Source organism: Pseudomonas sp. LPH60 (genome assembly GCF_030718165.1).
GTDB classification, from domain to species: Bacteria; Pseudomonadota; Gammaproteobacteria; order Pseudomonadales; family Pseudomonadaceae; genus Aquipseudomonas; species Aquipseudomonas danubii.
Window position 1 is genome coordinate 358,587 of sequence record NZ_JAVAJH010000003.1, and the last position, 22,349, is coordinate 380,935.

General features: G+C 60.1%; 28 protein-coding genes. 4 read left to right on the forward strand and 24 right to left on the reverse strand.

Annotated features, from left to right (window positions below):
* Positions 1–53: 53 nt before the first annotated feature.
* Entirely contained in the window at positions 54–980 is a 927-nt protein-coding gene (locus Q8O96_RS12030) for a LysR family transcriptional regulator (protein ID WP_102861432.1), read from the forward strand.
* On the opposite strand, the gene Q8O96_RS12035 is transcribed toward Q8O96_RS12030, so the two are convergent.
* Together Q8O96_RS12035 and erdR are read right to left on the reverse strand one after the other, a co-directional pair.
* Positions 977–1,339, reverse strand: a complete 363-nt coding sequence (locus Q8O96_RS12035; RefSeq protein WP_011059587.1) for a diacylglycerol kinase — start codon at positions 1,337–1,339, stop codon at positions 977–979. The two genes, Q8O96_RS12030 and Q8O96_RS12035, sit on opposite strands and share 4 nt — an antisense overlap.
* Positions 1,340–1,412: 73 nt before the next feature.
* Entirely contained in the window at positions 1,413–2,063 is a 651-nt protein-coding gene (gene erdR / locus Q8O96_RS12040; protein ID WP_102861431.1) for a response regulator transcription factor ErdR, read from the reverse strand.
* 237 nt (positions 2,064–2,300) lie between these two features.
* Here erdR and Q8O96_RS12045 point away from each other — a divergent pair, with 237 nt between their 5' ends.
* Complete coding sequence (locus Q8O96_RS12045; protein ID WP_305948839.1) at positions 2,301–3,209, forward strand: DMT family transporter; 909 nt, start codon at positions 2,301–2,303, stop codon at positions 3,207–3,209.
* On the opposite strand, the gene Q8O96_RS12050 is transcribed toward Q8O96_RS12045, so the two are convergent.
* Positions 3,193–3,903, reverse strand: a complete 711-nt coding sequence (locus Q8O96_RS12050; protein ID WP_102861429.1) for a tRNA-uridine aminocarboxypropyltransferase — start codon at positions 3,901–3,903, stop codon at positions 3,193–3,195. The two genes, Q8O96_RS12045 and Q8O96_RS12050, sit on opposite strands and share 17 nt — an antisense overlap.
* A gap of 191 nt (positions 3,904–4,094) precedes the next feature.
* On the opposite strand from Q8O96_RS12050, the gene Q8O96_RS12055 reads away from it, so the two are divergent.
* Positions 4,095–4,520, forward strand: a complete 426-nt coding sequence (locus Q8O96_RS12055) for a quorum-sensing-regulated virulence factor family protein (protein WP_102861428.1) — start codon at positions 4,095–4,097, stop codon at positions 4,518–4,520.
* A gap of 1 nt (position 4,521) precedes the next feature.
* On the opposite strand, the gene Q8O96_RS12060 is transcribed toward Q8O96_RS12055, so the two are convergent.
* On the reverse strand, positions 4,522–4,716 hold the full coding sequence (locus Q8O96_RS12060; protein ID WP_102861427.1) for a hypothetical protein: 195 nt from the start codon (positions 4,714–4,716) through the stop codon (positions 4,522–4,524).
* Between the two features lie 452 nt (positions 4,717–5,168).
* Between Q8O96_RS12060 and Q8O96_RS12065 the strand changes: the two genes are divergently transcribed.
* Complete coding sequence (locus tag Q8O96_RS12065; protein WP_305948840.1) at positions 5,169–6,287, forward strand: LOG family protein; 1,119 nt, start codon at positions 5,169–5,171, stop codon at positions 6,285–6,287.
* Positions 6,288–6,327: 40 nt separating this feature from the next.
* On the opposite strand, the gene recX is transcribed toward Q8O96_RS12065, so the two are convergent.
* From recX to Q8O96_RS12165, 20 genes are all read right to left on the reverse strand, one after another.
* Positions 6,328–6,795, reverse strand: a complete 468-nt coding sequence (gene recX, locus Q8O96_RS12070) for a recombination regulator RecX (RefSeq protein WP_102861425.1) — start codon at positions 6,793–6,795, stop codon at positions 6,328–6,330.
* Between the two features lie 8 nt (positions 6,796–6,803).
* On the reverse strand, positions 6,804–7,856 hold the full coding sequence (gene recA / locus Q8O96_RS12075; protein WP_011059579.1) for a recombinase RecA: 1,053 nt from the start codon (positions 7,854–7,856) through the stop codon (positions 6,804–6,806).
* 83 nt (positions 7,857–7,939) lie between these two features.
* Positions 7,940–8,440, reverse strand: coding sequence for a CinA family protein (locus Q8O96_RS12080; RefSeq protein ID WP_102861424.1), 501 nt, complete (start codon positions 8,438–8,440; stop codon positions 7,940–7,942).
* A gap of 245 nt (positions 8,441–8,685) precedes the next feature.
* Complete coding sequence (locus tag Q8O96_RS12085; RefSeq protein WP_102861423.1) at positions 8,686–9,018, reverse strand: hypothetical protein; 333 nt, start codon at positions 9,016–9,018, stop codon at positions 8,686–8,688.
* 5 nt (positions 9,019–9,023) lie between these two features.
* Entirely contained in the window at positions 9,024–9,212 is a 189-nt protein-coding gene (locus Q8O96_RS12090; protein ID WP_102861720.1) for a Com family DNA-binding transcriptional regulator, read from the reverse strand.
* 70 nt (positions 9,213–9,282) lie between these two features.
* Entirely contained in the window at positions 9,283–9,789 is a 507-nt protein-coding gene (locus Q8O96_RS12095; protein ID WP_102861422.1) for a hypothetical protein, read from the reverse strand.
* A 156-nt stretch (positions 9,790–9,945) separates the two neighbouring features.
* A complete protein-coding gene (locus Q8O96_RS12100; protein WP_305948841.1) occupies positions 9,946–10,509 on the reverse strand; it encodes a glycoside hydrolase family 19 protein in 564 nt (187 codons plus the stop codon).
* A gap of 50 nt (positions 10,510–10,559) precedes the next feature.
* Positions 10,560–10,925, reverse strand: a complete 366-nt coding sequence (locus tag Q8O96_RS12105) for a phage tail assembly chaperone (protein ID WP_305948842.1) — start codon at positions 10,923–10,925, stop codon at positions 10,560–10,562.
* Positions 10,922–12,529: a phage tail protein gene (locus tag Q8O96_RS12110; RefSeq protein ID WP_305948843.1), complete on the reverse strand. Its 1,608-nt coding sequence runs from the start codon at positions 12,527–12,529 to the stop codon at positions 10,922–10,924. Before Q8O96_RS12110 ends, Q8O96_RS12105 begins: the two co-directional genes overlap by 4 nt.
* Before the next feature lie 331 nt (positions 12,530–12,860).
* Positions 12,861–13,337, reverse strand: a complete 477-nt coding sequence (locus Q8O96_RS12115; protein WP_305948844.1) for a DUF4376 domain-containing protein — start codon at positions 13,335–13,337, stop codon at positions 12,861–12,863.
* Entirely contained in the window at positions 13,334–14,899 is a 1,566-nt protein-coding gene (locus Q8O96_RS12120; RefSeq protein WP_305948845.1) for a phage tail protein, read from the reverse strand. The genes Q8O96_RS12115 and Q8O96_RS12120 overlap by 4 nt, the downstream gene beginning before the upstream one ends.
* A 15-nt stretch (positions 14,900–14,914) precedes the next feature.
* Entirely contained in the window at positions 14,915–15,514 is a 600-nt protein-coding gene (locus Q8O96_RS12125) for a YmfQ family protein (protein ID WP_016965876.1), read from the reverse strand.
* On the reverse strand, positions 15,502–16,542 hold the full coding sequence (locus tag Q8O96_RS12130) for a baseplate J/gp47 family protein (protein ID WP_115581719.1): 1,041 nt from the start codon (positions 16,540–16,542) through the stop codon (positions 15,502–15,504). The genes Q8O96_RS12125 and Q8O96_RS12130 overlap by 13 nt, the downstream gene beginning before the upstream one ends.
* Positions 16,532–16,930 carry a phage GP46 family protein gene (locus tag Q8O96_RS12135; protein ID WP_305948846.1) on the reverse strand — a complete coding sequence of 133 codons (399 nt, stop codon included), beginning with the start codon at positions 16,928–16,930 and terminating at the stop codon, positions 16,532–16,534. The genes Q8O96_RS12130 and Q8O96_RS12135 overlap by 11 nt, the downstream gene beginning before the upstream one ends.
* 2 nt (positions 16,931–16,932) lie before the next feature.
* Positions 16,933–17,439 carry a phage baseplate assembly protein V gene (locus Q8O96_RS12140; protein WP_159896233.1) on the reverse strand — a complete coding sequence of 169 codons (507 nt, stop codon included), beginning with the start codon at positions 17,437–17,439 and terminating at the stop codon, positions 16,933–16,935.
* A gap of 108 nt (positions 17,440–17,547) precedes the next feature.
* Positions 17,548–18,588 (reverse strand): phage baseplate assembly protein, encoded by a 1,041-nt coding sequence (locus tag Q8O96_RS12145; protein ID WP_305948847.1) that lies wholly within the window; start codon positions 18,586–18,588, stop codon positions 17,548–17,550.
* A gap of 3 nt (positions 18,589–18,591) precedes the next feature.
* Positions 18,592–19,836: a DNA circularization protein gene (locus Q8O96_RS12150; protein WP_305948848.1), complete on the reverse strand. Its 1,245-nt coding sequence runs from the start codon at positions 19,834–19,836 to the stop codon at positions 18,592–18,594.
* On the reverse strand, positions 19,826–21,547 hold the full coding sequence (locus Q8O96_RS12155) for a phage tail protein (protein WP_115581717.1): 1,722 nt from the start codon (positions 21,545–21,547) through the stop codon (positions 19,826–19,828). Before Q8O96_RS12155 ends, Q8O96_RS12150 begins: the two co-directional genes overlap by 11 nt.
* Positions 21,548–21,677: 130 nt before the next feature.
* Positions 21,678–21,974: a phage tail assembly protein gene (locus tag Q8O96_RS12160; protein ID WP_102861412.1), complete on the reverse strand. Its 297-nt coding sequence runs from the start codon at positions 21,972–21,974 to the stop codon at positions 21,678–21,680.
* Positions 21,971–22,318 carry a phage tail tube protein gene (locus Q8O96_RS12165; RefSeq protein WP_305948849.1) on the reverse strand — a complete coding sequence of 116 codons (348 nt, stop codon included), beginning with the start codon at positions 22,316–22,318 and terminating at the stop codon, positions 21,971–21,973. The genes Q8O96_RS12160 and Q8O96_RS12165 overlap by 4 nt, the downstream gene beginning before the upstream one ends.
* Between the last annotated feature and the right edge of the window lie 31 nt (positions 22,319–22,349).

Sequence of the window (22,349 nt, forward strand, 5' to 3'; positions counted from 1 at the left end):
CGACAATATCTGTTAACTGGATTATTAAGATAAGGGTTATCGGTTATATCGATATGCGATTTACTCTCCGTCAACTGCAAGTCTTCGTCGCCGTCGCCCAGCAAGAGAGCGTTTCTCGTGCTGCCGGGCTTCTGGCCCTGTCGCAATCGGCGGCCAGCACCTCGATCACCGAACTCGAGCGCCAATCCAGTTGCCAGCTGTTTGATCGCGCCGGCAAGCGCCTGAGCCTCAACGCCCTGGGCAAACAGCTTTTGCCACAAGCGGTGGCACTGCTGGACCAGGCCAAGGAGATCGAGGACCTGCTCAATGGCAAGTCCGGATTCGGCTCGCTGTCGGTGGGCGCGACCCTGACCATTGGCAACTACCTGGCGACCCTGCTGATCGGCAGCTTCATGCAGGTGCATCCGGAAAGCCAGGTGAAGCTCCATGTGCAAAACACTGCGCATATCGTGCAACAGGTGGCCCACTACGAAATTGATCTGGGTCTAATCGAAGGCGACTGCAGTCACCCGGATATCGAGGTGCAAACCTGGGTCGAGGATGAGCTTGTGGTGTTCTGCGCGCCCCAGCACCCTTTGGCCAAACGCGGCCACGCCACCATGGAGGAGCTGACCCACGAAGCCTGGATTCTCCGGGAGCAGGGTTCCGGGACCCGCCTGACCTTCGACCAGGCCATGCGTCATCATCGCAGCGCGCTGAACATCCGCCTGGAACTGGAGCACACCGAGGCCATCAAGCGTGCAGTGGAGTCGGGATTGGGGATTGGTTGCATCTCCAGGCTGGCGCTGCGAGATGCCTTTCGTCGTGGCAGCCTGGTGCCAGTGGAAACACCGGGCCTGGATCTGGCCCGGCAGTTCTACTTCATCTGGCATAAACAGAAGTATCAGACTTCAGCCATGCGCGAGTTCCTCGAACTGTGCCGCTCCTTTACCGCCGGGGTACAGCGCAGCGACGAAATCGTCCTGCCGAGCATTCCTTAGATCAGGATCACGGCCCACACGATGGTGATCATGCTCAGGGCGACAAACTGCGCCGCGCTGCCCATGTCCTTGGCGTTCTTCGACAACGGGTGACGATCCAGGGAAATCCGGTCGATCGCTGCCTCCACCGCCGAGTTGAGCAATTCGACGATCAGCGCCAGCAGGCACACGGCAATCAGCAGCGCGCGCTCGACCCGGCTGACGTTGAGCAGGAAGCTCAAGGGAATCAGAATCACGTTGAGCAACACCAACTGACGAAATGCCGCCTCGCCGGTGAAGGCGGCGCGCAAGCCATCGAACGAATAGCCGGCGGCGTTAAGGATGCGTTTAAGACCGGTTTGACCTTTGAAAGGCGACATAAGCTGAGCAACTGAAAAAAGGAGTGGGGAAACTAGTTCAACCAAAGTCAAAAAAGCGTGAACAACCCGTGGGTTAATGGCTGGAAATTGACTCAAGTTGTTGCAAGAGCAAGGCCGCCTGGGTACGGGTGCGAACCCCGAGCTTGCGGAAAATTGCCGTCACGTGAGCCTTGATCGTCGCCTCGGAAACACTCAGCTCATAAGCGATCTGCTTGTTCAACAACCCCTCGCAGACCATGGTCAGTACCCGAAACTGCTGAGGCGTCAGGCTTGCCAGGCCTTCGCTCGCGGCCTTGGCTTCCGCCGAAACACTGACTTCTTCAAAAGCTTGCGGCGGCCACCAGACGTCACCATCAAGGACGCTGCGCACCGCCTGCTGAATGACTTCCAGGGAGCTGGACTTGGGAATGAAACCGCTGGCCCCGAACTCGCGGGAACGAACCATGACGGACGCTTCTTCCTGCGCCGAAACCATCACCACCGGAATCTGCGGATACTGCCCGCGCAACAGCACCAGGCCAGAAAAACCGTAGGCACCAGGCATGTTCAGGTCCAACAGCACCAGATCCCAGTCAGCTTTTTCGGTGAGGCGGGCTTCCAGCTCGGCGATGCTCGCCACTTCCACCAGACGCACATCAGGACCCAAGCCCAGAGTGACAGCTTGATGCAGTGCACTGCGAAAAAGCGGGTGGTCATCGGCAATCAGGATTTCGTATGTGGCCATTTTTCAAATGATCCTGTTTTTCATGGCAGGACTGATGCATTCAGCCCTCACCCAGCAACATGGGGGCTCGCCAGAATGCGATACCCAAAGAGCACGAACACCGCGAAAAGCCTGAGCAAAACGGTGGTTCAAACAGCGCTGGCGCCCTAATCGGCGCCAAGCATGCCCAGCGAAGCCAGGGTGGTCAAGCGTGAAGCTTTGCGGCATCTTAGCCAGCTAACTAATAAGAGAGCCCTCATGCGAAGCCAAGCCTTGCGTGCCGATGTCCTGATGTTGATCACCGCTGTCATCTGGGGGGCTGCGTTTGTCGCACAATCCTCCGGCATGGATCATATCGGCCCCTTCCTCTATTCCGGCCTGCGTTTTGCTCTGGGCTCACTCTGCCTGCTACCACTGGTACTACGCAGAACGCCCGCCGATCGCCACCCCGCCCCCCTGCTCAATCGTGGCCTGTTGCTGGGCGGCGTACTCATGGGCCTGGCCCTTACTCTGGGGATCAACCTGCAGCAGGTCGGTCTGATGTTTACCAGCGTAACCAATGCTGGGTTCATCACCGGGCTCTACGTCATTGTAGTGCCGCTGCTGGGACTGCTGATCGGCCACAAGACGGGACTAGGTACCTGGCTCGGCGCGGTGCTGGCCGTGGTGGGCATGTTCCTGTTGACCGTCAGCGACAGCTTTCACGTTGCGTCCGGCGACTGGCTGCAATTGATCGGCGCCTTTGTCTGGGGCGCACACGTGATTCTGGTGGGCGTATTCGCCAGCCGCCACGACCCGATTCGCCTGGCCTTCCTACAATTTGCCACCTGTTCGGTGGTGAGCCTGATCCTTGCGCTGTGCCTGGAGCCGATTCACTGGAACGCGATTGTCGCCGCCGGTCCGGCCATTCTTTACGGGGGCGTGATTGCTGTCGGCATCGGCTACACCCTGCAAGTGATTGCCCAGAGGGACGCGATCGCCTCCCACGCGGCAATCATCCTGTCCCTCGAAGCCGTGTTTGCCGCCATCGCCGGGGCCTGGCTGCTGGATGAATCACTGCAGCTGCGCGGTTACTTCGGCTGCGCACTCATGCTCAGCGGCATGTTGGTGGCCCAGCTATGGCAGCAAAAACCCCAGGCCAGCGCCGCCACTACACAAAGGGCTTGAGCCGGGAGTGCACTTCATCCAGAGGATCGATGGCCTTCTGGAACTTCGCCGACAGGTAATGAGTGCTGAATACGTCAAGGTAGGCGTCCATGACCTGGCTAACCTGCTCGTCCCCCGCCAACTCCAGGCACAGGGCAGCTACCTCGGCGGTACAGAAATGGTCATCACGCTTGGAGCGCCGCAACTTGTAGCGCGAGAGCTTCTCCGATGACAGGCTAAGCACCGGCAAGTGCTCAAGATAGGGGCTCTTTCGAAACATCTTGCGGGCTTCGCTCCAGGTGGCATCCAGCAGAATGAACAGCGGGCGCTTGCCTTCCTCCTGCCGGACCTCGCTGACCACTCGCTCGGGGGCCACGAACTCTCCGGGAAAGACGATATAAGGCTGCCACTGCGGATCAGCCAGTAAGGCCAGCAATTGCGGATCGACTTCGGTACGGGACCAGTGAAACGCCCAGGTATCGGCAATCACATCAGCGATCAACCAGCCGGTATTACTCGGTTTGAGCGGCTCCACATCGTGCATCACCAGGCACATGGCCGACTCGGCGCTGACCTTGGGCCGCCAGGCACACAGGCAATGGCTGGGAATCACTCGGCAACGCGGGCAGCGCTCAGCGCGTGAGCCCCGCGCAAAAAAGGGTTTGACCGCACGAGCCATGCGCAGATCACGTAGACGGGATACCGCATGGCTCATCGCTGAGCACACCGGCAAAGGACAGGAATAGACACGGAAATAACTCGAAGGGGTAAAAAGTCGGACAAGTTTATCAGAGCCATCTGTTCAAACCTGTACCGCCTTCCTAGCTCTCCCCCTATAATTCGTCGCCACTGAACGCACAGTCGAGTGGCTGGTCGAAGCATCAGTCACTGCACCAGGAGAGTTTCATGTTGCGCTTTACCATCCCTACCGTCGCCCTTCTGCTGGCCTTGCCCCTGGGTGTCCAGGCTGCGTCCTTGCAAGAGTTCGAACTGAGCAAAATGCTGGAGAAGGTCGCTGCGGAAAGCAACGTCGGCACTCCCCGGGAAGTCAACGAGAACATTCTCGATCAGGGTTATACCGTTGAAGGCAAGGAGTTGATCAATCACCTCAGCGTCCAGGCCGGCCACGCCGAACAAATGCGCGCCAACCCCAAGGCCGTCTACTTGCAGCTGGGTGCCAGCGTCTGCCGTAACCCCAACTACCGCAAGCTGATGGCCAAAGGCGCAGTCATGCGCTACGAGTTCACCGAAAACCGCACCAATCGCCCTGTAGCCTCGGCGCGCTTCCAGGAATCGGATTGCCCTTCCCAAAACACGCCCAAGAAGAAGTGAATCAAGGACGGGACGCGCGCCGCTGCTGATCATCGGCGCGCAACTCCGCTACCAGGGCCTGCAGATATCGCGAAGGCCGCTCCTCCCCCGCCAAGCGACGCCGGCACTCTTCCTCAAGACTCAAATGATGGGCTGCCGCCGCAGCTTGCAACAGCTGGTACAACTGCGGATCGACTTCCAACACGACAGTGGTCATCCCTTGCCTCCCTGCCCTCGGCTTGCACGGACGGATGGCCGCGCCCCCTTCCTGGAGCCGGCTCCTGAACCAAGCGCTGCACTTTAGTAAATCAGAGGCTCGAGCCCTTGCCGCGGCGCCTGACCAATGGTGCCAAGACCGCTAAATTCACTAAGAAGCGGTTGCCAGCCAAGACTTTATGGGCACATGATCAAGTCATGTCCGAAGGTTCCCATCGACTGTTCCAGGACGGTTCAGGAGGCCGTTCTTGTGCGTCTTGCAGTGCATTTTTTCTTAATAAAGGAAAGCAGAACCTCTGTGGATACCTCGATTGCTGCCCAGCGACGGTCAGCAGTGATCGGGTCAAGAGAGTTGCTCACACGCTGGGCTGAGCAGGCAGCGACACAGGCTGTGTCGTGGCACGTTCGAATACCTCGGCCGTGCACAAGGTTCTGTGCAGAAGGAGAAGCTGAATGCCTTACCAATCGAATGACCTGTTAACTCGTCATTTCCAAAGCAAGGGCGTCGACCTCACAAGCCAGGTCGAAGCGCAACTCAACCAGATTGCCCCCAACAGCCCGAATATCCCCCTCTACCGCGACATGGTTCTCACCGTCCTGCGCATGGCCGAGGACGACCTCAACCGCTGGAACGCCAAGATTACCCTGCAAGCGCTACGCGAGCTGGAACATGCCTTCCGGGTACTGGAACAGTTCAAGGGCCGGCGCAAAGTGACGGTATTCGGCTCGGCGCGAACGCCCAGCGAACATCCGCTTTATGCCATGGCCAAGGAACTGGGAGCGGCCCTGGCCCGCTCGGACCTGATGGTGATCACCGGCGCTGGCGGCGGCATCATGGCAGCGGCTCATGATGGCGCAGGGCTGGAGCACAGCCTGGGCTTCAACATCACCCTGCCCTTCGAACAGCATGCCAACCCCACTGTGGGCGGCACGGAAAACCTGCTGTCGTTCCACTTTTTCTTCACACGCAAGCTGTTTTTCGTCAAGGAAGCCGATGCCCTGGTGCTTTGCCCTGGTGGTTTCGGCACCCTGGACGAAGCCCTGGAGGTCCTGACCCTGATCCAGACCGGCAAAAGCCCTCTGGTACCGGTGGTATTACTGGACGCACCTGGTGGGCAGTTCTGGCAAGGCGCTCTGGACTTCATCCACAACCAGTTGGAGGCCAATCGCTACATCCTGCCCAGCGACATGAAGCTGGTGCGCCTGGTACACAGCACCGAAGAAGCAGTTAAGGAAATCCAGCAGTTCTACGCCAACTTCCACTCCAGCCGCTGGCTGAAACAGGAGTTTGTCATCCGCATGAACCACAGCCTCAATGAGCAGGCGCTGGAACACATGCAGACAGCATTCGCCGACCTGTGCCTGAGTGGCCAGTTTCGGCAACATACCTACAGTGGAGAGGAGCACGACGAAGTTCAGTTCAGCCATCTGACGCGGCTATCGTTCGTTTTCAAAGCTCGTGACAACGGCCGCCTGCGGGAACTGATCGACTTTATCAACCTGCCGGAGAACTGGACCAGGCAACAATCCGAGACCCGCCAGCGCGCACGAGAAACCAGCAAAGTCAGCTGACCTGCACCATCACCCGCTGCACCAGGCAGCGGGTACAACTTCAGTCATCCATCCCTCGGCCGCTCAATAGACGGCCGATCATGTCCATAGAATACCCGCGATAACTCAGAAAGCGCCCTTGCTTGGCCCGTTCACGGGCATCCACAGGAAACTGCCCGGCAAACTTGCGCTGCCAGACGTCTCGCAACTGCTCTTGCCAGTCGATACCGCACTCGCGCAGCGCAAGATCGATATCACCTCGCTGCAAGCCACGCTGGCTGAGCTCTTCGCGAATACGCATCGGCCCGTAACCTGAGCGCGCACGATAGGAAACAAAACTTTCGAGATAACGGGATTCGGACAGCAGCCCCTCTTCCGTCAAACGGTCCAGGGCGACTTCGATCATTTCAGGAGGAGCGCCGCGCTGACGCAGTTTACGCGTCAGCTCGACTCGACCGTGCTCGCGTCGCGCGAGCAGGTCCATTGCTGTTCGCCGCACCGCGACGAGGGTATCGAGTACGGCGGTCATTGGATCAATCAGATATCAGCGTCGGCCATATCGTCTTCGGTCTCTTTGACCGGATTGGCTTTGACGTCTGGCGAAGCGGTCAGCAGCTTCTCGCGGATCTGCTTCTCCAACGCGTTGCCGATTTCCGGATTGTCCTGCAGGAACTTGGCCGAGTTGGCCTTGCCCTGGCCGATCTTGTTGCCCTGGTAGCTGTACCAGGCACCGGATTTCTCCAGGAAACCATGCAGCACGCCCAGATCGATGATTTCGCCGTTGAGGTAGATACCCTTGCCGTAAAGAATCTGGAACTCGGCCTGACGGAACGGCGGAGCCACCTTGTTCTTGACGATCTTGACTCGGGTTTCGCTACCGACTACCTCGTCGCCTTCCTTCACCGCACCGGTACGACGGATATCCAGACGAACCGAAGCGTAGAACTTCAGCGCGTTACCACCGGTGGTGGTTTCCGGGCTGCCGAACATCACGCCGATCTTCATACGGATCTGGTTGATGAAGATCACCAGGCAGTTGGCATTCTTGATGTTACCGGTGATTTTACGCAGCGCCTGGGACATCAGGCGGGCTTGCAGGCCAACGTGCATGTCACCCATCTCGCCTTCGATTTCAGCCTTGGGCACCAGGGCCGCCACGGAGTCGACGATGATCACGTCAACCGCGTTGGAGCGCACCAGCATGTCGGTGATTTCCAGGGCCTGCTCGCCGGTATCCGGCTGAGAAACCAGCAGGTCGTCGACGTTGACACCCAGCTTGCCGGCGTATTCCGGATCCAGAGCGTGCTCGGCGTCGACGAAGGCACAAGTGGCACCGGCTTTCTGCGCCTGGGCAATGACCGACAGGGTCAGAGTGGTCTTACCGGACGACTCAGGGCCGTAGATTTCAACGATACGGCCTTTTGGCAGACCGCCAATGCCCAGAGCAATGTCCAGACCCAGAGAGCCAGTGGAAATGGCCGGGATCGCCTGACGGTCATGATCGCCCATACGCATTACGGCACCCTTGCCGAATTGACGTTCGATCTGACCCAGGGCCGCAGCCAAGGCTTTCTTCTTGTTGTCGTCCATTAAAGTCCTCACGTAATCAATAAGGCCTGACGGCCAACACCTGTATAAGTAGCCAGTATTATTCCACAGCGCTCGAGGATCGCCTACCCCTGATTTGCGATTTCTGCTGCAGCGTGTTGCAGCAACCCCTCTAGCGCGGCCTTCACCGTTTGTCGGCGAACCTCATCGCGATTCCCGGGGAAGTGCCGACACTCGGAGGTCAACGTCTCTCCCGCGCCCCAGGCCAGCCAAACCGTACCCACCGGCTTCTGCGCAGAACCGCCATCCGGCCCAGCGATACCACTGACCGCCACCGCAAAATGCGCATGACTCTTGGCTTGTGCCCCACGGACCATGGCCTCTACCACTTCACGACTGACCGCACCAACCGAATTGAACAAATCGGCCGGCACATTCAATTGGAGGGTCTTCTGGCGGTTGGAGTAGGTGACATAACCGGCCTCAAACCAGGCCGAACTGCCCGGGATCCGCGTGATCGCCTCGGCAATCCCGCCGCCAGTGCAGGACTCCGCCGTGGTGACGTGGGCATTCAGAACCTGCAGACGCCGACCGAGTTCAGCGGCAAGCTGGGTAATTTCTTTCACAGTTCTCTCCTGATGGGGCTGGCGTGTGCTTACCGTACACCAGGAAAGAAGGCTTGCAAGTGACAAGCTGTCAGGAAAACCAACGGCTCTGGAACAAGGCTTCAGAGGATCTGGCGCGAACAGTCCATCATTGCGTCAGGAACAGCGCCAGCCACCAAGCTGACGCGGCTAGTCCAGCGATCAAAGCCTGCCGAAATGAGCAAAAGCACCGGCGCCCGTTGATCCCTCTTCTCTGCGCAGCCAGGTCAGGCCAGCAAGTCCCAAGTCAAAGCTATCGCGCCACCCGGAGTGGATGCGTATGCCCACAATGCCTGGCCTGCGGGAATACGGATCGGGTACGGCATGACAATCTCGGAGTCGCTGCCGGAAATGCTAGAGCCGTTGCCAGAGAAGATGACGGCCGAATTGGAGATGGAAGAGCCGGTCGGTCCCACATACAGATCGACAACACCGGTCGAGGTCTTGATCAACCCCGTCTGGATGATCAAGCCACCGGTGTTTTGAGCGGCCGAAACGATCTCCACAATCCCTTTTGGGAATACGGTAATGAAGTGCTTGCCCATGGTTACTGCGTTCATATTTTTCACCTTTGAGTGGAATGGTCCGTCACTGAGAGTGGCGTTTTCATGTCGCTCAAAGGCGATTGCCCAAGGCTCGAGGCCTTCACATGATTCAAGGTTCCGCAGCGGGAACATTTGATCTGGAGCTCGGTAAAGTCACCCACACGGGCGAGCAGTCGTTTGCAATGACCACATCTGCATTCTTTTAACATCGACAAGTCCATTTGATTTCAACTGCCCCACACCGCGGCAGCGATCCATCTCATAAATGTCTCAAGGCCGTCAGTGCATCGCCGGGGCACCTTGCAACAACGCCTGAGACTTTCGCACCCACTGCTGCAACGCTTTCAGTTGCTCGGCGTTTGCGTGGCATTGGCTGTAGTTGTCGACGACGCTGGCGGCGACGGTAGAGAGTGCAAGGCCCGAGGCGGCGTCATCAGCGACGCCGGGGCCTGCGGCCACGGGCAGGTTGGCGGCACCGGCGTCGTGCACCCGGACAAAACCAGCAGGTACAACGCAGGCGTTATCAGCCGCTTTCGAAACATAGATAGGAACCTCCTTGGTGATAGTGGCGCCCGCCTGATAGACCTTGACGACGCGATCGACGTACTCGACCACCACCTTCTCCTTGACCCTGCCCAACGCCTGGCCCTGCTCGAAGGATTGTTGCAGTCGAGCCTCGTCCAGGCGCTGCTGCTTACTGCGTTCGCTGCCGGCACCGCTGACGAAGCCAAGGGCATAGAGCAACCCAGCTACGACGGCGAGAGCCAGCCAACTGCGGATATTCATCACGCCCTCCCTTGACCGATGTGAAATGCATCAAATGGCCTGCAAAAATCCCTGTAGCCGCTGCCGCAGGCTGCGAAAAGGTCCGCAGGACCTTCCCTCCAGGTCCAATCGCAGCCTACGGCAGCGGCTACAGAAGGTGCCCGTCTCCCCATGAACTCAGACCACGGGCAGGCACAGCACCGCCCGCGCCCTGGCCCAGAGTTGCAGGCGATCCTGCAAGCCGTTCAAACCGCCATTGATGCGACGGCTGATGCTGTTGAACTCATCGCGGTCGGCCAGGGCATTGAGCCCGCCGCGCTCCCAGAACCAGGCCGCCGACTCGGCGGCCCATTGCGGCTGCTCCAGCAGCTCGGGCAACTCCAGCAGGCGCTCATCGCCAAACAGCCCGAGGCTGCACTGGCGATAGTTGCTACGCCCGGTGATCTGGATCAGCCCACGCCCGCGATACCGCTGGCCGTCGCCATCGGCCTCGGGGGTGTTGCCCAGGCGTGCCGCGAGCGTGCCGGTGTCGTACTTGCTCAGGTATTGATCACTGCCCAGCTCGCGCACGTATTGCAGTTGCCCGGATTCGTGACCGATCTGGGCAAGAAAGGCCGCCTGGCGCTTCGGCGTATCGATCTGCCGATGAGCCATGGCGGTGTTGAGTGGAGAAACAAAAACGCCCGCTTTGCGGCGGGCGTTAGGCATAATTTGTTGCAGTTGTTGTTCGGTAATAAGCATGTTCTGTGTTTGTAAGTCGGATAAGAAAACGCCCCGGCGGTGCGGGGCGTTTATTGGGCCTGTTCGGCAATCCAGGATGGCGCAACCGGTCGCGAAGATAATTCAGGGAACCCCACTGACTGCGGCCAGTCGCGCAGTGCCTGCATGTACACCAGCAACTGCACGAACTGCTCAGAAGAAAGCGTGGAGGCCATCGATATCTCCATTTGATCGCGATGACGATCCCGCAACCACGCGACCCTCGCCAGTTCTTTGTCACGGCAGGAGCGCTCGGCGGCGGCCAGCTCTTCTGTTGTCAGCGGGAGCGGAACTGGATCAGGGGGAATGCCAATGCAGTACCACTCATCAGAGCCCACCTGGTCAGCCCCCGAAACCGGACGCCATTCTTGACCATCATTACGAACTGCAAAACTCATAAACTGTCCTCCCATCCCAAACAGGTCAAACGATCTCCAGCGTACTGGGCGGCGCGATAGATGTTCGGGCCTTCCAGTTGTAGCTGGTACTGCGCAAGGTGTTGAGATGCTGCATAAAACACCAATGGCTGATTGGTAAGGCTCGTGTACCCACCATAACTATCATTGGGGGCAACCATCTGCGTGCTGTTGGTCCCCGTCATCGCCATATGAATGGTGACGGCTGTAGGGGGTACAAATGGCGCTACTGGAATCGCGACATAGGTCGGAATGCTGATGTGCCCCTGTACTCCCGCCGAAATGACGACATTGCCAGGGACGTTGCTGCCGGGCGTTATTCTGTAACTGCAACGCCTGCCATTCTGGATAAAGTTCAGCGGATATTTGTTGGCCGTCGCATCTGTTTTAACCCAGCTGACTCGTGCTTTATGCGTATAGCCAGCCGGCAACTTCGGGGCCGTCGCGCTCAGTGACAGCAAGCCGGCCGGTGCATTACCGTTCCAGATCACCCAAACGCTATACCAGGTCGATGGGAGCAATTCTCCGACATCTATCCCGTTTTCCCCCGAGGCTAGGCCACTGAAGCTCAAATTGACACCGCTCAGTGAATACACTGACTGACCTGCCCCGACAATCAACTGGTCAGCCGCAACATTTACCAGCGCACTCAGACCCGAAGCCGAAACGGCCAGACTCTTATACCCGCCGACGATCGCTATCGGTTTCTGCCTCTGGACCTGCAAAGCCAACTCAGCAATGTCGATATTTCCCTGATTGACGGGAGCGTTCCAGGCCTTGATGCACCACATAACCGCCAGGTTGCGAGGGCGGGTTTCTGCAGCCGTTCTGGCCACTCGGCTTGCATCAAAATCAATGGATGCGGAACTCCAGGCCCCACCTCCAGCAATACCAGTAGGTACACCAGAGCGAGCATTCGTTTTGAACACTCCCGAACTGTTTAGTGGCGCGGTGCTCCCTGTAGGAAACGTTGACGACTCACCCGTGATGTTCTGCAACGCATCCGTCTGGCTACTGCCAAGCGTTCGCCCCGCATCCACCCCCCGTCCATGATCCCAACCCCGCAAAAACTCTCCCCGCGACTCCGGCAAACGGAAGTTACCCGCGCCCTCGCCTCCGGTGTTGAAGGTCGTGCCCAAATAGGCCGCCAAATCCGGATAAGTCGCAGCGCTCTGCACACTGCCATCCACCTCCAGAAACCCCGCCGGCACCGTGCCCTTGGGAAACGGCACCATGGCCCCCACCGGCAGGGCCGACATGTTCTTCAGCAGCGCCTCAATCTCCGCCTTGGTATAGGTCACCGACTTGGTATAAGCATCGGTAATCCCGTACTCCGCCAAGGTGGTGCGGATCTTTTCCGGCGGAATCGAATCACGGACGATCGCCTTGATCGCCGCCAGCAGCTGATCATGCTCGGCCTCGGCCGGCTCCTTCCCACCCGCACGAATCACGTTGAGCAATTCATCGGTCACCGCATTTCCCCAGTCGGAAGAAATCAGTGAGCCGACTTGCCCCGTGACCGGGTTCTCGTCGACAAACTTCCCATTAACCAGCCCGACACTGGGCACACTCTTTGGATAATCCACTCGTCTGTCCTCTAGTTGAAATTGAAACCCACCAACGCAAGGTAGATGGGTAACCAATAAGTCAGAGACCCCAGGCCTAGGCCTGGAACGATCTCAATGTGCCGTGTGCATCAACTCGCCCAGATGCCGAACTCTGGTCAAACCGATAACGAACTGAATCGCATCGACAGTTGACTAGAGAGATCCGCATCGGGACTTATCAAAAGGTAAGAAAGGTGAAATGCCCCATCGAAGGACGAGGAGTCGGAAACAATGCCTTTAGCATCGTCCAGGTAATCAGAGGGTTGAAACAGGTAACTCGCAAACCACCAAAAACATCAATGAAGCGCTGTCACAACAATTCGGGCGCTGCGGAAAACTCAACAGCCGGCCAACCTGCAATGAGCATCGACGCCTCATACAAGCCAGCATCAACAGCATCAACCAACTCGCTCTCACGCATAAAGCAAGCCTGTACGTAAGCATCAACGGCACTATCACAAACCTGTACCTGACGTGCATCGAGCTGTACGAAAGAGCCATTTTCCAACTTCCAGTGGATTACGTAGTTGGCATCTCGACTTGCCCATACTGCGGCTCGAGTGAGCTTTGCCTGGCTTGCACGATCCGTTTGAATAGCCAAGCCTTGTACAACGATACCGGCTTCCTCACGCCTGAATCGTTCATCGGCAATCAATGCCAACCTATCGGTAGCGTTAAGAGCGAGAGTCGGATATTCGACTGAGAAAACCTCCCCTTCCAGCAAGTGCTCGACACCGTCCACCGCCCTGCAACCCCGGCCATCGGCTCGAACTGCAAAACCATTCATAAGTTGTCCTCCCATCCAATACATTGCAAAACACCTGTCGCCGCAAAAGATCCGAATCGAATCGTTGGTCCTTCCAGCAAAAACTGACCATTAGCAGTAGGTACCGGCGAAGACGGGTTATAACCGCCGACAAAGGGCGCAGCATTGAGCGTTGCGGTATTCAAATAAACAGGTGCTTGCGCGGTATAGCCACTGCTGGGGGCAAAGCCAACGTAGCCGTTGTTGGTACCGGCAGTCAGTGAAATTTTTGCCGCCGTCGGCGGAACAAAAGCAGAGACGGCAACATCCGCAGCGGGGCTGACAACCCCAGAAGCCATGACCGGCAGATTTTGCACATTGGAACCCGGAACCACCTTGTACTGAACGCAGTTACCCGCCTGAATAAACGACAACAGAAACTTGTTTGCCGTGGGGTCGGTTCGCGTCCAACTGACCCGGGCCTTGTGGGTGTAACCCACAGGTAGCACAGGAGCTTTCTCACTGAGCGACAGCAAACCCGCAACCCCAGCACCACCCCATATCACCCAGACGCTGTACCAGGTGGAACCGGTCAGCACCCCTGTATCCAGTCCGTTGGCGCCGATGGCCGTAGCGTTGATCTTGAGAGTCACATCACCCAGTGTCTTGAACGACAAATCGTTACCGACCACCAACTGCTCAGCCACCACATTAACGATCGAACTGAGCCCGGAAGCAGAAACCTTCAGACCTTTACAAATCCCGACCACAGCATTTTTCTGTGCATTACGAACATCAACGGCCAGAGCAGCAACATCGATGTTTCCCTGATTGGTCGGTGCGTTCCAGGCTTTGACGCACCACATCACCGCGAGGTTTCTAGGTCGGGTTTCCATGCCACCTGAGAATGCGGTTTCTGTCAGGTACTTGTTGCCATCGGTAGCAATACCGCCAGCGTATCCAGCCCCTGTTTCGGTAACGACGTTGGCGTCAAGCGCGTGCTTGTGACTCCTCAATTCGTCGGGCTGCCAGCTACTCAGAGCCCGCCCAGCATCTACCCCCCGCCCATGATCCCAACCCCGCAGAAACTCCCCCCGCGACTCCGGCAAACGGAAATTCCCCGCCCCTTCACCACCGGTGTTGAAGGTCGTTCCCAAATAAGCCGCCAGATCCGGATAAGTCGCAGCGCTCTGCACACTACCATCCACCTCCAGGAACCCCGCCGGCACCGTGCCCTTGGGAAACGGCACCATGGCCCCCACCGGCAGGGCCGACATGTTCTTCAACAGTGCCTCGATCTCGGCCTTGGTGTAGGTCACCGACTTGGTGTAGGCGTCGGTGATGCCGTACTCGGCCAAGGTGCTGCGAATCTTCTCTGGCGGTATCGAATCCCGGACGATCGCCTTGATCGCCGCCAGCAACTGGTCGTGCTCGGCCTCGGCCGGCTCCTTCCCACCCGCACGAATCACATTGAGCAATTCGTCGGTAACCGCGTTTCCCCATTGCGAGGAAATCAGTGAGCCGACTTGCCCCGTGACCGGGTTCTCGTCGACAAACTTGCCGTTCACCAGCCCTACGCTGGGAACACTTTTCGGATAATCCACTTGTTCTTGTCTTCTCTAGTCATAGTTGATGTACACCTGGGTATGCGCCGGTGTACTGCGATGGATAAGGCACTCCAGGGCGCTCCCCGGATTCATGCCAAAACGTTCGCCCCAATAGCTCGCGCCGAAACGCCGGCCCAGTTGCAGGCGGCCGCCGGTATTGAGGGTCCACATGAAGTTCGCGCGCCAGGTGCCGAAATGCGCATGACCAAAGCGTGAGCGGCCCATGCGCGGGGTACTCAGCTCAGTGACGCTGGCATTGGGGTAGCCCTGGCTGCGGGCGATTTCGACGAAGTAGGCAGCGCGCTGGCTGCCCACCGCCAACAGACGGCGGCGCACGGCCAGGCGCCGGTCTTCGAACAGCGGGGTCAGGCCCAGGCAGGGATCGGGCAGGTTCATGACCTTTTCCCAATCGGTCACCAGTTCGCTGACGCTGGCCGGGTCCATTTCGTTTTGCAGGTCCACGGCCCGGGCGTCGATGCGCGCCAGCTCCTGGGAGATGCCCTGCAACACTCGCTCAAGCTCCGGCACCCGCTCCGGGTCCCAGGCCGGGCCGCTGGGCAGCAGACTGCGCAACTGATCCTGGTACTGGGCGGCGCTTCTTATTGCTGCCATTGGCAACCTCCGAATACCAGCAACTGATTATTCGCCGCCGGCACATCGGCCAAGGGCGCCAGCAGTTGGTGATCCTGCTCGCCGGTGGCGCTGCTGATGGCTTCGCGGATATGGCTGAGCAACAGGGTCTGGCCCAGGCCGGCCTCGCGGCTGTGCAGATCGCGCAGCTGGTCCTCGACCGCGGCGCGCACCGCGCTGGTGTCGGGGGTCAGGCGCAACGTGTAGGTCACCGGCAGCATCACCGGGGCCAGTACATGCACTTCGGCGGTCACCGGGCGCAGCGGCTCGATATACGCCTGAACCTGCGCCAGTTGCTCGGCGTTGGGGATCGGCTGCGGATCATCGTCACGCATGACGAACAGGCCCACAGTGCCCGGCCCCAGGTAATTGCGCCGGCACCAGGCACGGGTGATCCCCGGGCATTCCAGGGCCCAGGTTTCGTAGTCGTCCGCCGAGCCGCCGTGGGGAATGATCCGATAGGAGCGGATCACCCGGGAGCGCAGGGACTCGAGGCTTTCCCGGGCTACGCCACCGGTCAGCCCCGGGGCCAGGACGGTGAATGCGTTGCCGATGCCTTGCACCGGCTGCACCGCGGTCAATTCCAGGCCCGCATCGGCATTGCCCAGGGTCCCGCCATCGACCGCCTGGATAGTGGTGCTGTTGAGCCCCGCGATGGCGGTGCGGGCGGCCGTCACCTTGTAGCTGCGACCGTCGCTGCTCTGCAGCAGGGTGTCGACATCCAGCACGGCACCGGCCGCGGCGTTGAAGCTGACGCTGCCACGGGCCGCCTGGGCGGCCTTGCGCGGCTGGTTCAGGCGCAGCGCAGCGATGCGTTCCAGGGTCGACTCATCGGCCTTGTCCGGGAGGATCTGCTCGGCGATCCAATCCAGGTAGCCATACAGGCCAAAGGCGGCACCGCTCAGGGTGCGGGCCAGCACTTGGGCATCGGACTGGCGCAGCGAGTCGCTGGCCAGGTCGCTTTGGGTGCGCTGAATCAGCACCGGCAGCGAAGGGGTTTCAAACGGCATAGGTCACCTGCCAACTGTGAGTGGGGTTGAGGTCCAGGCGTTCGCCGTCGGCCAGGATCAGCACCGTGCGCAGGTTCAGACGCTGGGCGTCGAGGCGCTCGGTCATGATCTCCACGGCGTTGCAGTGGCCATCGTCGATCAGCCACTGCAAGGCCTCGCGGGCATAGAACTCGGCGTCGAGCTGGGTCTGCCGGGTCAGCTTGACCCGGCGCAGCAGCCACAGCCGCGAACCGATGCGGTCGTCGGCCACCGTGGGAAAACTGTCGCCCCACCAGCCATAGCGCTGATCGTCGTCCAGGGCATCGTCATCGGCGGCGCGGCGCCAGGTGAACAGGCTGATTTCCACGGCCCGGGTCAGGGCGTTCTTCAGGTCATAGGTGGCGAACATGCTTAACCTCCCACCGGCGCGCCGGTCTGCCCCGGGCCGGGTTGCACGCCGCTGTGGACGTGGTTGATCTGGCTGATGCCGGCGGCGACCTGATCGCCCTGGGAGACGATCTTGCCGCTCATGCTCAGGGTCGGGCTGTCGATGTTGACGCCGCTGCTGGCGCGGATATTCAAGGTCGCGGTGTCGATATCGATGACCCGCCCGCGCTTGAAGTGGATCTTGTCGCCCTCGTCGGTGTAGATCGCCACTTCGCCGGCAGCCAGGGCCTTGAGGCGATAGCGCCGGTCCGCCACCACCAGCACCACCGCGTGTGACCGGTCGCCGCCGAGGAAGGTGGCGATGCCCTCGGCGCCGGCCAGGGGATTGCTGGTGAAACCGTAAGGCTCGAAATGCTCCATGTCGTCGTTGACCTCGCCGGCGGTAAGGCGCATTTGCAGCGATTGCAGTTTGTTGGCCGAGTTGGCGAGCACCACGGTGCCCCGCGCCAACAGGCGTGTCAGTAGGCTCATGCTGAGTTCCTTGGAGGGTAGGAGCCGGCTTGCCGGCGAACAGGGGTTGCGCGGTTTCGGGCCGGATGCCTTCGCCGGCCACCCGGCGCCTACGGATGGGCGCGGGTTTCAGGTGTTGCCGGGTGTCGGGTTGGAGTCGAAGGTCTGCGGCGGCGCCACCTGCAGGGTGGTGATCGAGCCCTGCTCGGACAGCGACCAGGTGACCTTGGAGATCAGCATGTCCCGGTCGAACCCCAGCACCGGGTCGATCACTCGCACCAAGGTGTTGTGGCGCCACAAATCGCCATTGCTCTGGCGCCAGCCCTGCACCTGGTAGGTGGTGGTCAGGGCCTTGCCGGTGCGGGTGCCGCACTCCCAGTCAGCGCGCTGCTGAGCCAGCTCGGCACTCAGTTGCGCCGCCTCGCTGATCACCGTCACCCGTTTGCGTGAAGCACTGGCATCGCTGGACTGGCCGGATACTTCGCTGACTGCAGCCCCACTGCTCTGGTCGCTGCCCTTGTGCTGGCCGATCACCCGGTACTCGGAAAACACCGCGGAAAAATCCATCGGTGCATTGGCCGAGAGGATGTTCTTGCCCAGCTCCAGGGCATCGCTGGCGCGCCCACCGCTGCCCGGCGCCGCCAGCAGCAGGTAACCGTCGGCGTCGTCGGTGGAAAATACCCGGTACAGGGTCAGCAAACGGTCGATGGAGGCGAACACCGTCTCCCCCGGCACGATGCTGTGGGTGTGCAGCTTGCTGGTTGGAGCGATCTCGCTGCGCACCCCGACCCCATAGGAGCCGGCCAGGGCGCGGACGATGCTCAGCACGTCCTGCTGGCGCCACTGGCTCGGCCGGTTGATGGCCGCGCAATCCACCAGGTCCTGGGTCAGCGAACCGCCCTGGATGCTCAGGCTGATCTGCTTGCCGTCGTAACTGATCGGCGCCTTGTAGACATGCCCGGTGAGCACCAGGTCGCAACCGATGCGCACCTGGCAGCGAGCGCCCGGGCGGATCCGCACCTGCGCATCCTGCCCCGGCCATTGCCAGGTGATGTTGAGGCTGAAGGTGCGGAACTGACGCTCCAGGTCGGCGCTGATCTCCACGCTCTTCCAGCCGCTGTAGTCCAGCCCGTCCACCGTCAGGGTGACGATATTTGCCAATTCGTCCATGGGTCACTCCCGAGCGATTTGCAGATCAGCCGGCGGCAGGAAGCCCGGATGAGCCACCCGGTTGCGCTGCACCACTTCGCCGACCCGCGTCGCATCGGCAAACCGCTGATAGGCCAGCACCAGCGCCGGCAGGCTGCTCTTGGGGCTGAGGCTGACCAGCCGCACCCCCGAGGACGCCACCGCATTGAGGTGCCCCTGCACCTGCTGACGCAGGGTGTTGAGCGCCTGGTAATGCACCGCGTCGGCCTTGAGCGCGGCTTGCCAGATCAGCTCATTGAACTGATCGCGCAGCGCCAGCACATCGTCGGCCACCGGCACTTCAAGGCGCTGCACCGGCCGGCTGGCCTGCTGCGCCAAGGGCGGCGTGTTCTTGAGCTTCACCACGGGCGTGGCCACCGGTAACGCCGACACCAGCCGGGCGATCTGCACCAGCAGCGCATCCTGCACCAGGTTGGCCACCGCCTCGGCCGCCGCCGTGGTGTCCTTGCCGGTGGTCAGCTTCGGCGCATCGATGCGCCGGGCCGCCTCCACCTGTTGGGAAATATCGGCCAGCATCTGCCGATAGCCGGTACGGGCAAAGTCCTTGAGCCCGCGTACATCGTCCAGCAACCCCTTGAACTCCGTGCTCAGCTCCTTGGGTATTTCCTTGACCGCTTTGACCAGGGTGTTGAGATCGCCATAGAACTCGATCAACGGCTTGAACTCGTGCTCGATGACCTGATACACGTCCGCCAGCCCCTGGCGCAAAGACGCCACGCCGATCCGCGCCTGCTTGATCAGGTTGGTGGCAAACTCGAACCGCAGCACCGCCGCCCCCAGCAAGGTATCGCTGGCCACCAGCACCTGCTGCTGGGTATTGACCACCGCCGAGGGAAAGCGCAACGGCTGGTCCGGGTAGAACTTCAGGCTGAAAGTCACCAGGCCGCCGTCCTGGCGGCTCTGGGTCATCTCGCATTCGCCGACCTTGACCTGCATCCGCCCGAGCCAAGGGTGCACCAGCTCGCCGCTGCCCTCTTCCAGAGCCTTGAGCAGCCTGTCGCGCTGCGCCAGGCAATCGGCGCCGACGATAAAGGCCGTCAGATCGTGGATTTTCGCCTGCTGGCCAAGGCCCTCGAAAAACGGCTGATCGCGCTGCGGGTACTCGTGCAACTGACCTTTCTGGCCCACCGGGGTTTTCGCCTGATCGACCCAGAACGGCACGCCGCGAAAGGACGCGGGCAACAAACGATCACGCCAGTTATCCGCCATTGGAACCTCCTAGGGAAAGTGAGCGATAGCCCAGGGTCGAAGCCACGTTCAGGCCTGGTTGATTGGTCTTGGCCTGTTCGGCACGCAGGCCCGCCGGGGCGTTTTCGAAACGCACGGTCAACCCGCCTTCGAGTTGCGTGCGATTGTTGGCAGCGTTCTGTTGGATCAGGGCACTGGAGTTCTGGGTCAGCGAGCTGCCCTGGGTTGCGGCAAAGGGTGATGCCAGCCCGCCTTTACCCTCGGCGTTGATTTGCCTTTGCGCCTCGGTAAAGCCTTCGACCTTGCCGGTGACCGTGGCAATCAGCCCTCCGAAACCGCCCTCGAACAGCTCCTTGATCGGCACCATCAGCTCTTGAAGCTTGCTCCACAGCCCGGAAAACCAATCGGCGATGGGGGCCCAATTGGTCATGATCAGCTCCATCGGCGACCAGTCGAACAGGGCTTCAATGGCCTTCCTGATCGAGTCGATACCCGGTTGCAATTCGGCCCAGATCGAACTGAAAAAGCCCGTAACCGCGCCCCAGTTGTTGTAAAGAATCACCAGCGGAGAGAAGTCGAACAGGGTTTGCAGGACCTTCTTGACCCCGTCGATACCCGGTTGCAGCGCCGCCCAGATCGAGCTGAAGAAGCTGCTGACAGCCCCCCAGTTGTTGTAAAGCAACACGGACGGAGAAAAGTCGAACAGCGTCTGGAACACCGTTTTGATCGCCTGAATGCCCGTTTGCAACACTCCCCAGATCGACGCGAAGAAACCGGTGACCGCGCCCCAGCTCTTGGTGATCATGTCCATCGGCACCCAGTCGAACAGGCCTTTTAGAAAGGCCATCGCCGGTACCGTCAAGGCCTTGAGCGACTCCCAGATGGATGCGAACAGGCCCGTCAATCCAGCCCAGTTATCGATGATCAGTCCCAGAGGTGACCAGGAGAACACTTCTTTGAGGAATCCAACGACCGAAGCCGTCATCGCCTTGATACTGTCCCAGAGCCCGGCAAAGAACGCCGTGATGGTCCCCCAGTTGCCGATCAGCATGCCCAAGGGCGTCCAGCTGAACAGGGTTTTCAGCCCTTCCAACGCCTGCGCCGCAAGATTCTTTACGCCCTCCCAGAGACTGACAAAAAAGGCCGAGATCGGCCCCCAGTTGGCAATGATCACACCGGCCGCCAGGGCAATGCCCATAGCAATCAGCATCACCGGGTTGGCCTTGGCCACGGTGCCCATCAGGTCGAGCACCTGGGTCGCACCCGTCACGGCGGTTTGCATCGCCGAGAAGGCAATGGCACCCATCGCCAGCCCCTCAACCAGCTTGGGGTTGTCGTCGAGCAGCGTCCCCACGCTGTTGAGCATGGGCTCCAGACCGACCACCAGTGCCCCCACCGCCGGCGCCAGCGCAGCATCAATGGCCGAGGACACCTTGGCCATGGACTGACTGAATACATTCATGCCTTTGGCCGCGTCGGCCGACGCGCTGGAATCGCCAACCTCGGCCAGTTTGCCCTTGAACGCGTCGCAGGCCTTGATCCCGTCGAGAAACGGGGTGATCAGGCTGCCACCCTTGAACAGACCACTGATATCCAGCTTGCCCAGCCCGGTCTGCTCAAGTTTTTTCTTGAAAGAGTCGACCTTGCCTTGAAGGGCGACGAGTTTGGGTGACAGTTCGTCGATGCCGGTCAACAGCACCGACTTCTTCTCTACGGTTTGTGTGTCTGCCATCACTGCACCTGCTGCATCGCATTGATCCGTTGCGCGTGCTCCAGGGATTCCCGGAGCACATCCAGTGGCCTGGCCATCATCTGTTCGGGGTCGACCTTCCAGAACCAGGCCAGGTCATAGGCGACAGCGATCAGGTCGGCGATGGCTGCGATGCCGCACTCATGAAAAAACTCGCCACCGCCCAGCTCAGGGCGTTGAGGTCCACCAGGTCCAGCTGGTTCACCGAGGACGGTGGAATACCGGCGCAGACCGCGATGTATTTGGCCGCGACGTCCATGTCGAGGCTGACTTCTTCGCTCTTGTCGATCTTGTACGGCAGCGCCTTGATCGCCCGCACTTCCTGCACCGTCGGGCGGCGCAGGGTGAGTTCGGCCAGGGGCTCGCCGTGGGCCTCGATCGGCACTTGCAGCTTCACCGTATTGCTCATTGCCAGGTCCCCTTCTGCCCTTCGAAGTTCAGCTCGATGCTGGCGTCGTCGCCCTTGGCAATAGGCTCGTCCACCAGGTAGGCGCCAGCCAGCACGTAGACCTTGCCGTTGGCGAACTCGCAGGTGACGGTCATGTCGGAGCCGGCAATCAGCTGCTTGAGCGGAAAGTCCGGGGTGTGCAGCGCGGTGACTTTGAACGAGGGGGTGAGGTCGGTTTCCTTGTAGAAACCCGGAACCACGGTTTCCCGCTTGACGGCCATCAGCGGTGCTTCGCAGCCGCCGCTGATGGTCAGTTGAGCGCCGTCCACTTTGACGTAGCAGGTGCCCGCAATCAGTTGAGCCATGATGTTTCTCCCAAAAAATAAGCCCGCTCAA

Bases quoted from the DNA above. Each gene is read 5' to 3' on its own strand.
- Q8O96_RS12065 (WP_305948840.1), top strand. From the start codon at position 5,169: ATGCCTTACCAATCGAATGACCTGTTAACTCGTCATTTCCAAAGCAAG.
- Q8O96_RS12035 (WP_011059587.1), bottom strand. From the start codon at position 1,339: ATGTCGCCTTTCAAAGGTCAAACCGGTCTTAAACGCATCCTTAACGCC.
- recX (WP_102861425.1), bottom strand. From the start codon at position 6,795: ATGACCGCCGTACTCGATACCCTCGTCGCGGTGCGGCGAACAGCAATG.
- Q8O96_RS12050 (WP_102861429.1), bottom strand. From the start codon at position 3,903: ATGAGCCATGCGGTATCCCGTCTACGTGATCTGCGCATGGCTCGTGCG.
- Q8O96_RS12150 (WP_305948848.1), bottom strand. From the start codon at position 19,836: ATGGCGGATAACTGGCGTGATCGTTTGTTGCCCGCGTCCTTTCGCGGC.
- Q8O96_RS12155 (WP_115581717.1), bottom strand. From the start codon at position 21,547: ATGGCAGACACACAAACCGTAGAGAAGAAGTCGGTGCTGTTGACCGGC.
- Q8O96_RS12090 (WP_102861720.1), bottom strand. From the start codon at position 9,212: ATGTTAAAAGAATGCAGATGTGGTCATTGCAAACGACTGCTCGCCCGT.
- Q8O96_RS12165 (WP_305948849.1), bottom strand. From the start codon at position 22,318: ATGGCTCAACTGATTGCGGGCACCTGCTACGTCAAAGTGGACGGCGCT.
- Q8O96_RS12160 (WP_102861412.1), bottom strand. From the start codon at position 21,974: ATGAGCAATACGGTGAAGCTGCAAGTGCCGATCGAGGCCCACGGCGAG.
- Q8O96_RS12130 (WP_115581719.1), bottom strand. From the start codon at position 16,542: ATGCCGTTTGAAACCCCTTCGCTGCCGGTGCTGATTCAGCGCACCCAA.
- Q8O96_RS12105 (WP_305948842.1), bottom strand. From the start codon at position 10,925: ATGAGTTTTGCAGTTCGTAATGATGGTCAAGAATGGCGTCCGGTTTCG.
- Q8O96_RS12030 (WP_102861432.1), top strand. From the start codon at position 54: ATGCGATTTACTCTCCGTCAACTGCAAGTCTTCGTCGCCGTCGCCCAG.
- Q8O96_RS12045 (WP_305948839.1), top strand. From the start codon at position 2,301: ATGCGAAGCCAAGCCTTGCGTGCCGATGTCCTGATGTTGATCACCGCT.
- Q8O96_RS12100 (WP_305948841.1), bottom strand. From the start codon at position 10,509: ATGCTTATTACCGAACAACAACTGCAACAAATTATGCCTAACGCCCGC.
- Q8O96_RS12115 (WP_305948844.1), bottom strand. From the start codon at position 13,337: ATGAATGGTTTTGCAGTTCGAGCCGATGGCCGGGGTTGCAGGGCGGTG.
- Q8O96_RS12055 (WP_102861428.1), top strand. From the start codon at position 4,095: ATGTTGCGCTTTACCATCCCTACCGTCGCCCTTCTGCTGGCCTTGCCC.
- erdR (WP_102861431.1), bottom strand. From the start codon at position 2,063: ATGGCCACATACGAAATCCTGATTGCCGATGACCACCCGCTTTTTCGC.
- Q8O96_RS12095 (WP_102861422.1), bottom strand. From the start codon at position 9,789: ATGAATATCCGCAGTTGGCTGGCTCTCGCCGTCGTAGCTGGGTTGCTC.
- Q8O96_RS12140 (WP_159896233.1), bottom strand. From the start codon at position 17,439: ATGAGCCTACTGACACGCCTGTTGGCGCGGGGCACCGTGGTGCTCGCC.
- Q8O96_RS12085 (WP_102861423.1), bottom strand. From the start codon at position 9,018: ATGAACGCAGTAACCATGGGCAAGCACTTCATTACCGTATTCCCAAAA.
- Q8O96_RS12060 (WP_102861427.1), bottom strand. From the start codon at position 4,716: ATGACCACTGTCGTGTTGGAAGTCGATCCGCAGTTGTACCAGCTGTTG.
- Q8O96_RS12135 (WP_305948846.1), bottom strand. From the start codon at position 16,930: ATGTTCGCCACCTATGACCTGAAGAACGCCCTGACCCGGGCCGTGGAA.
- Q8O96_RS12145 (WP_305948847.1), bottom strand. From the start codon at position 18,588: ATGGACGAATTGGCAAATATCGTCACCCTGACGGTGGACGGGCTGGAC.
- recA (WP_011059579.1), bottom strand. From the start codon at position 7,856: ATGGACGACAACAAGAAGAAAGCCTTGGCTGCGGCCCTGGGTCAGATC.
- Q8O96_RS12125 (WP_016965876.1), bottom strand. From the start codon at position 15,514: ATGGCAGCAATAAGAAGCGCCGCCCAGTACCAGGATCAGTTGCGCAGT.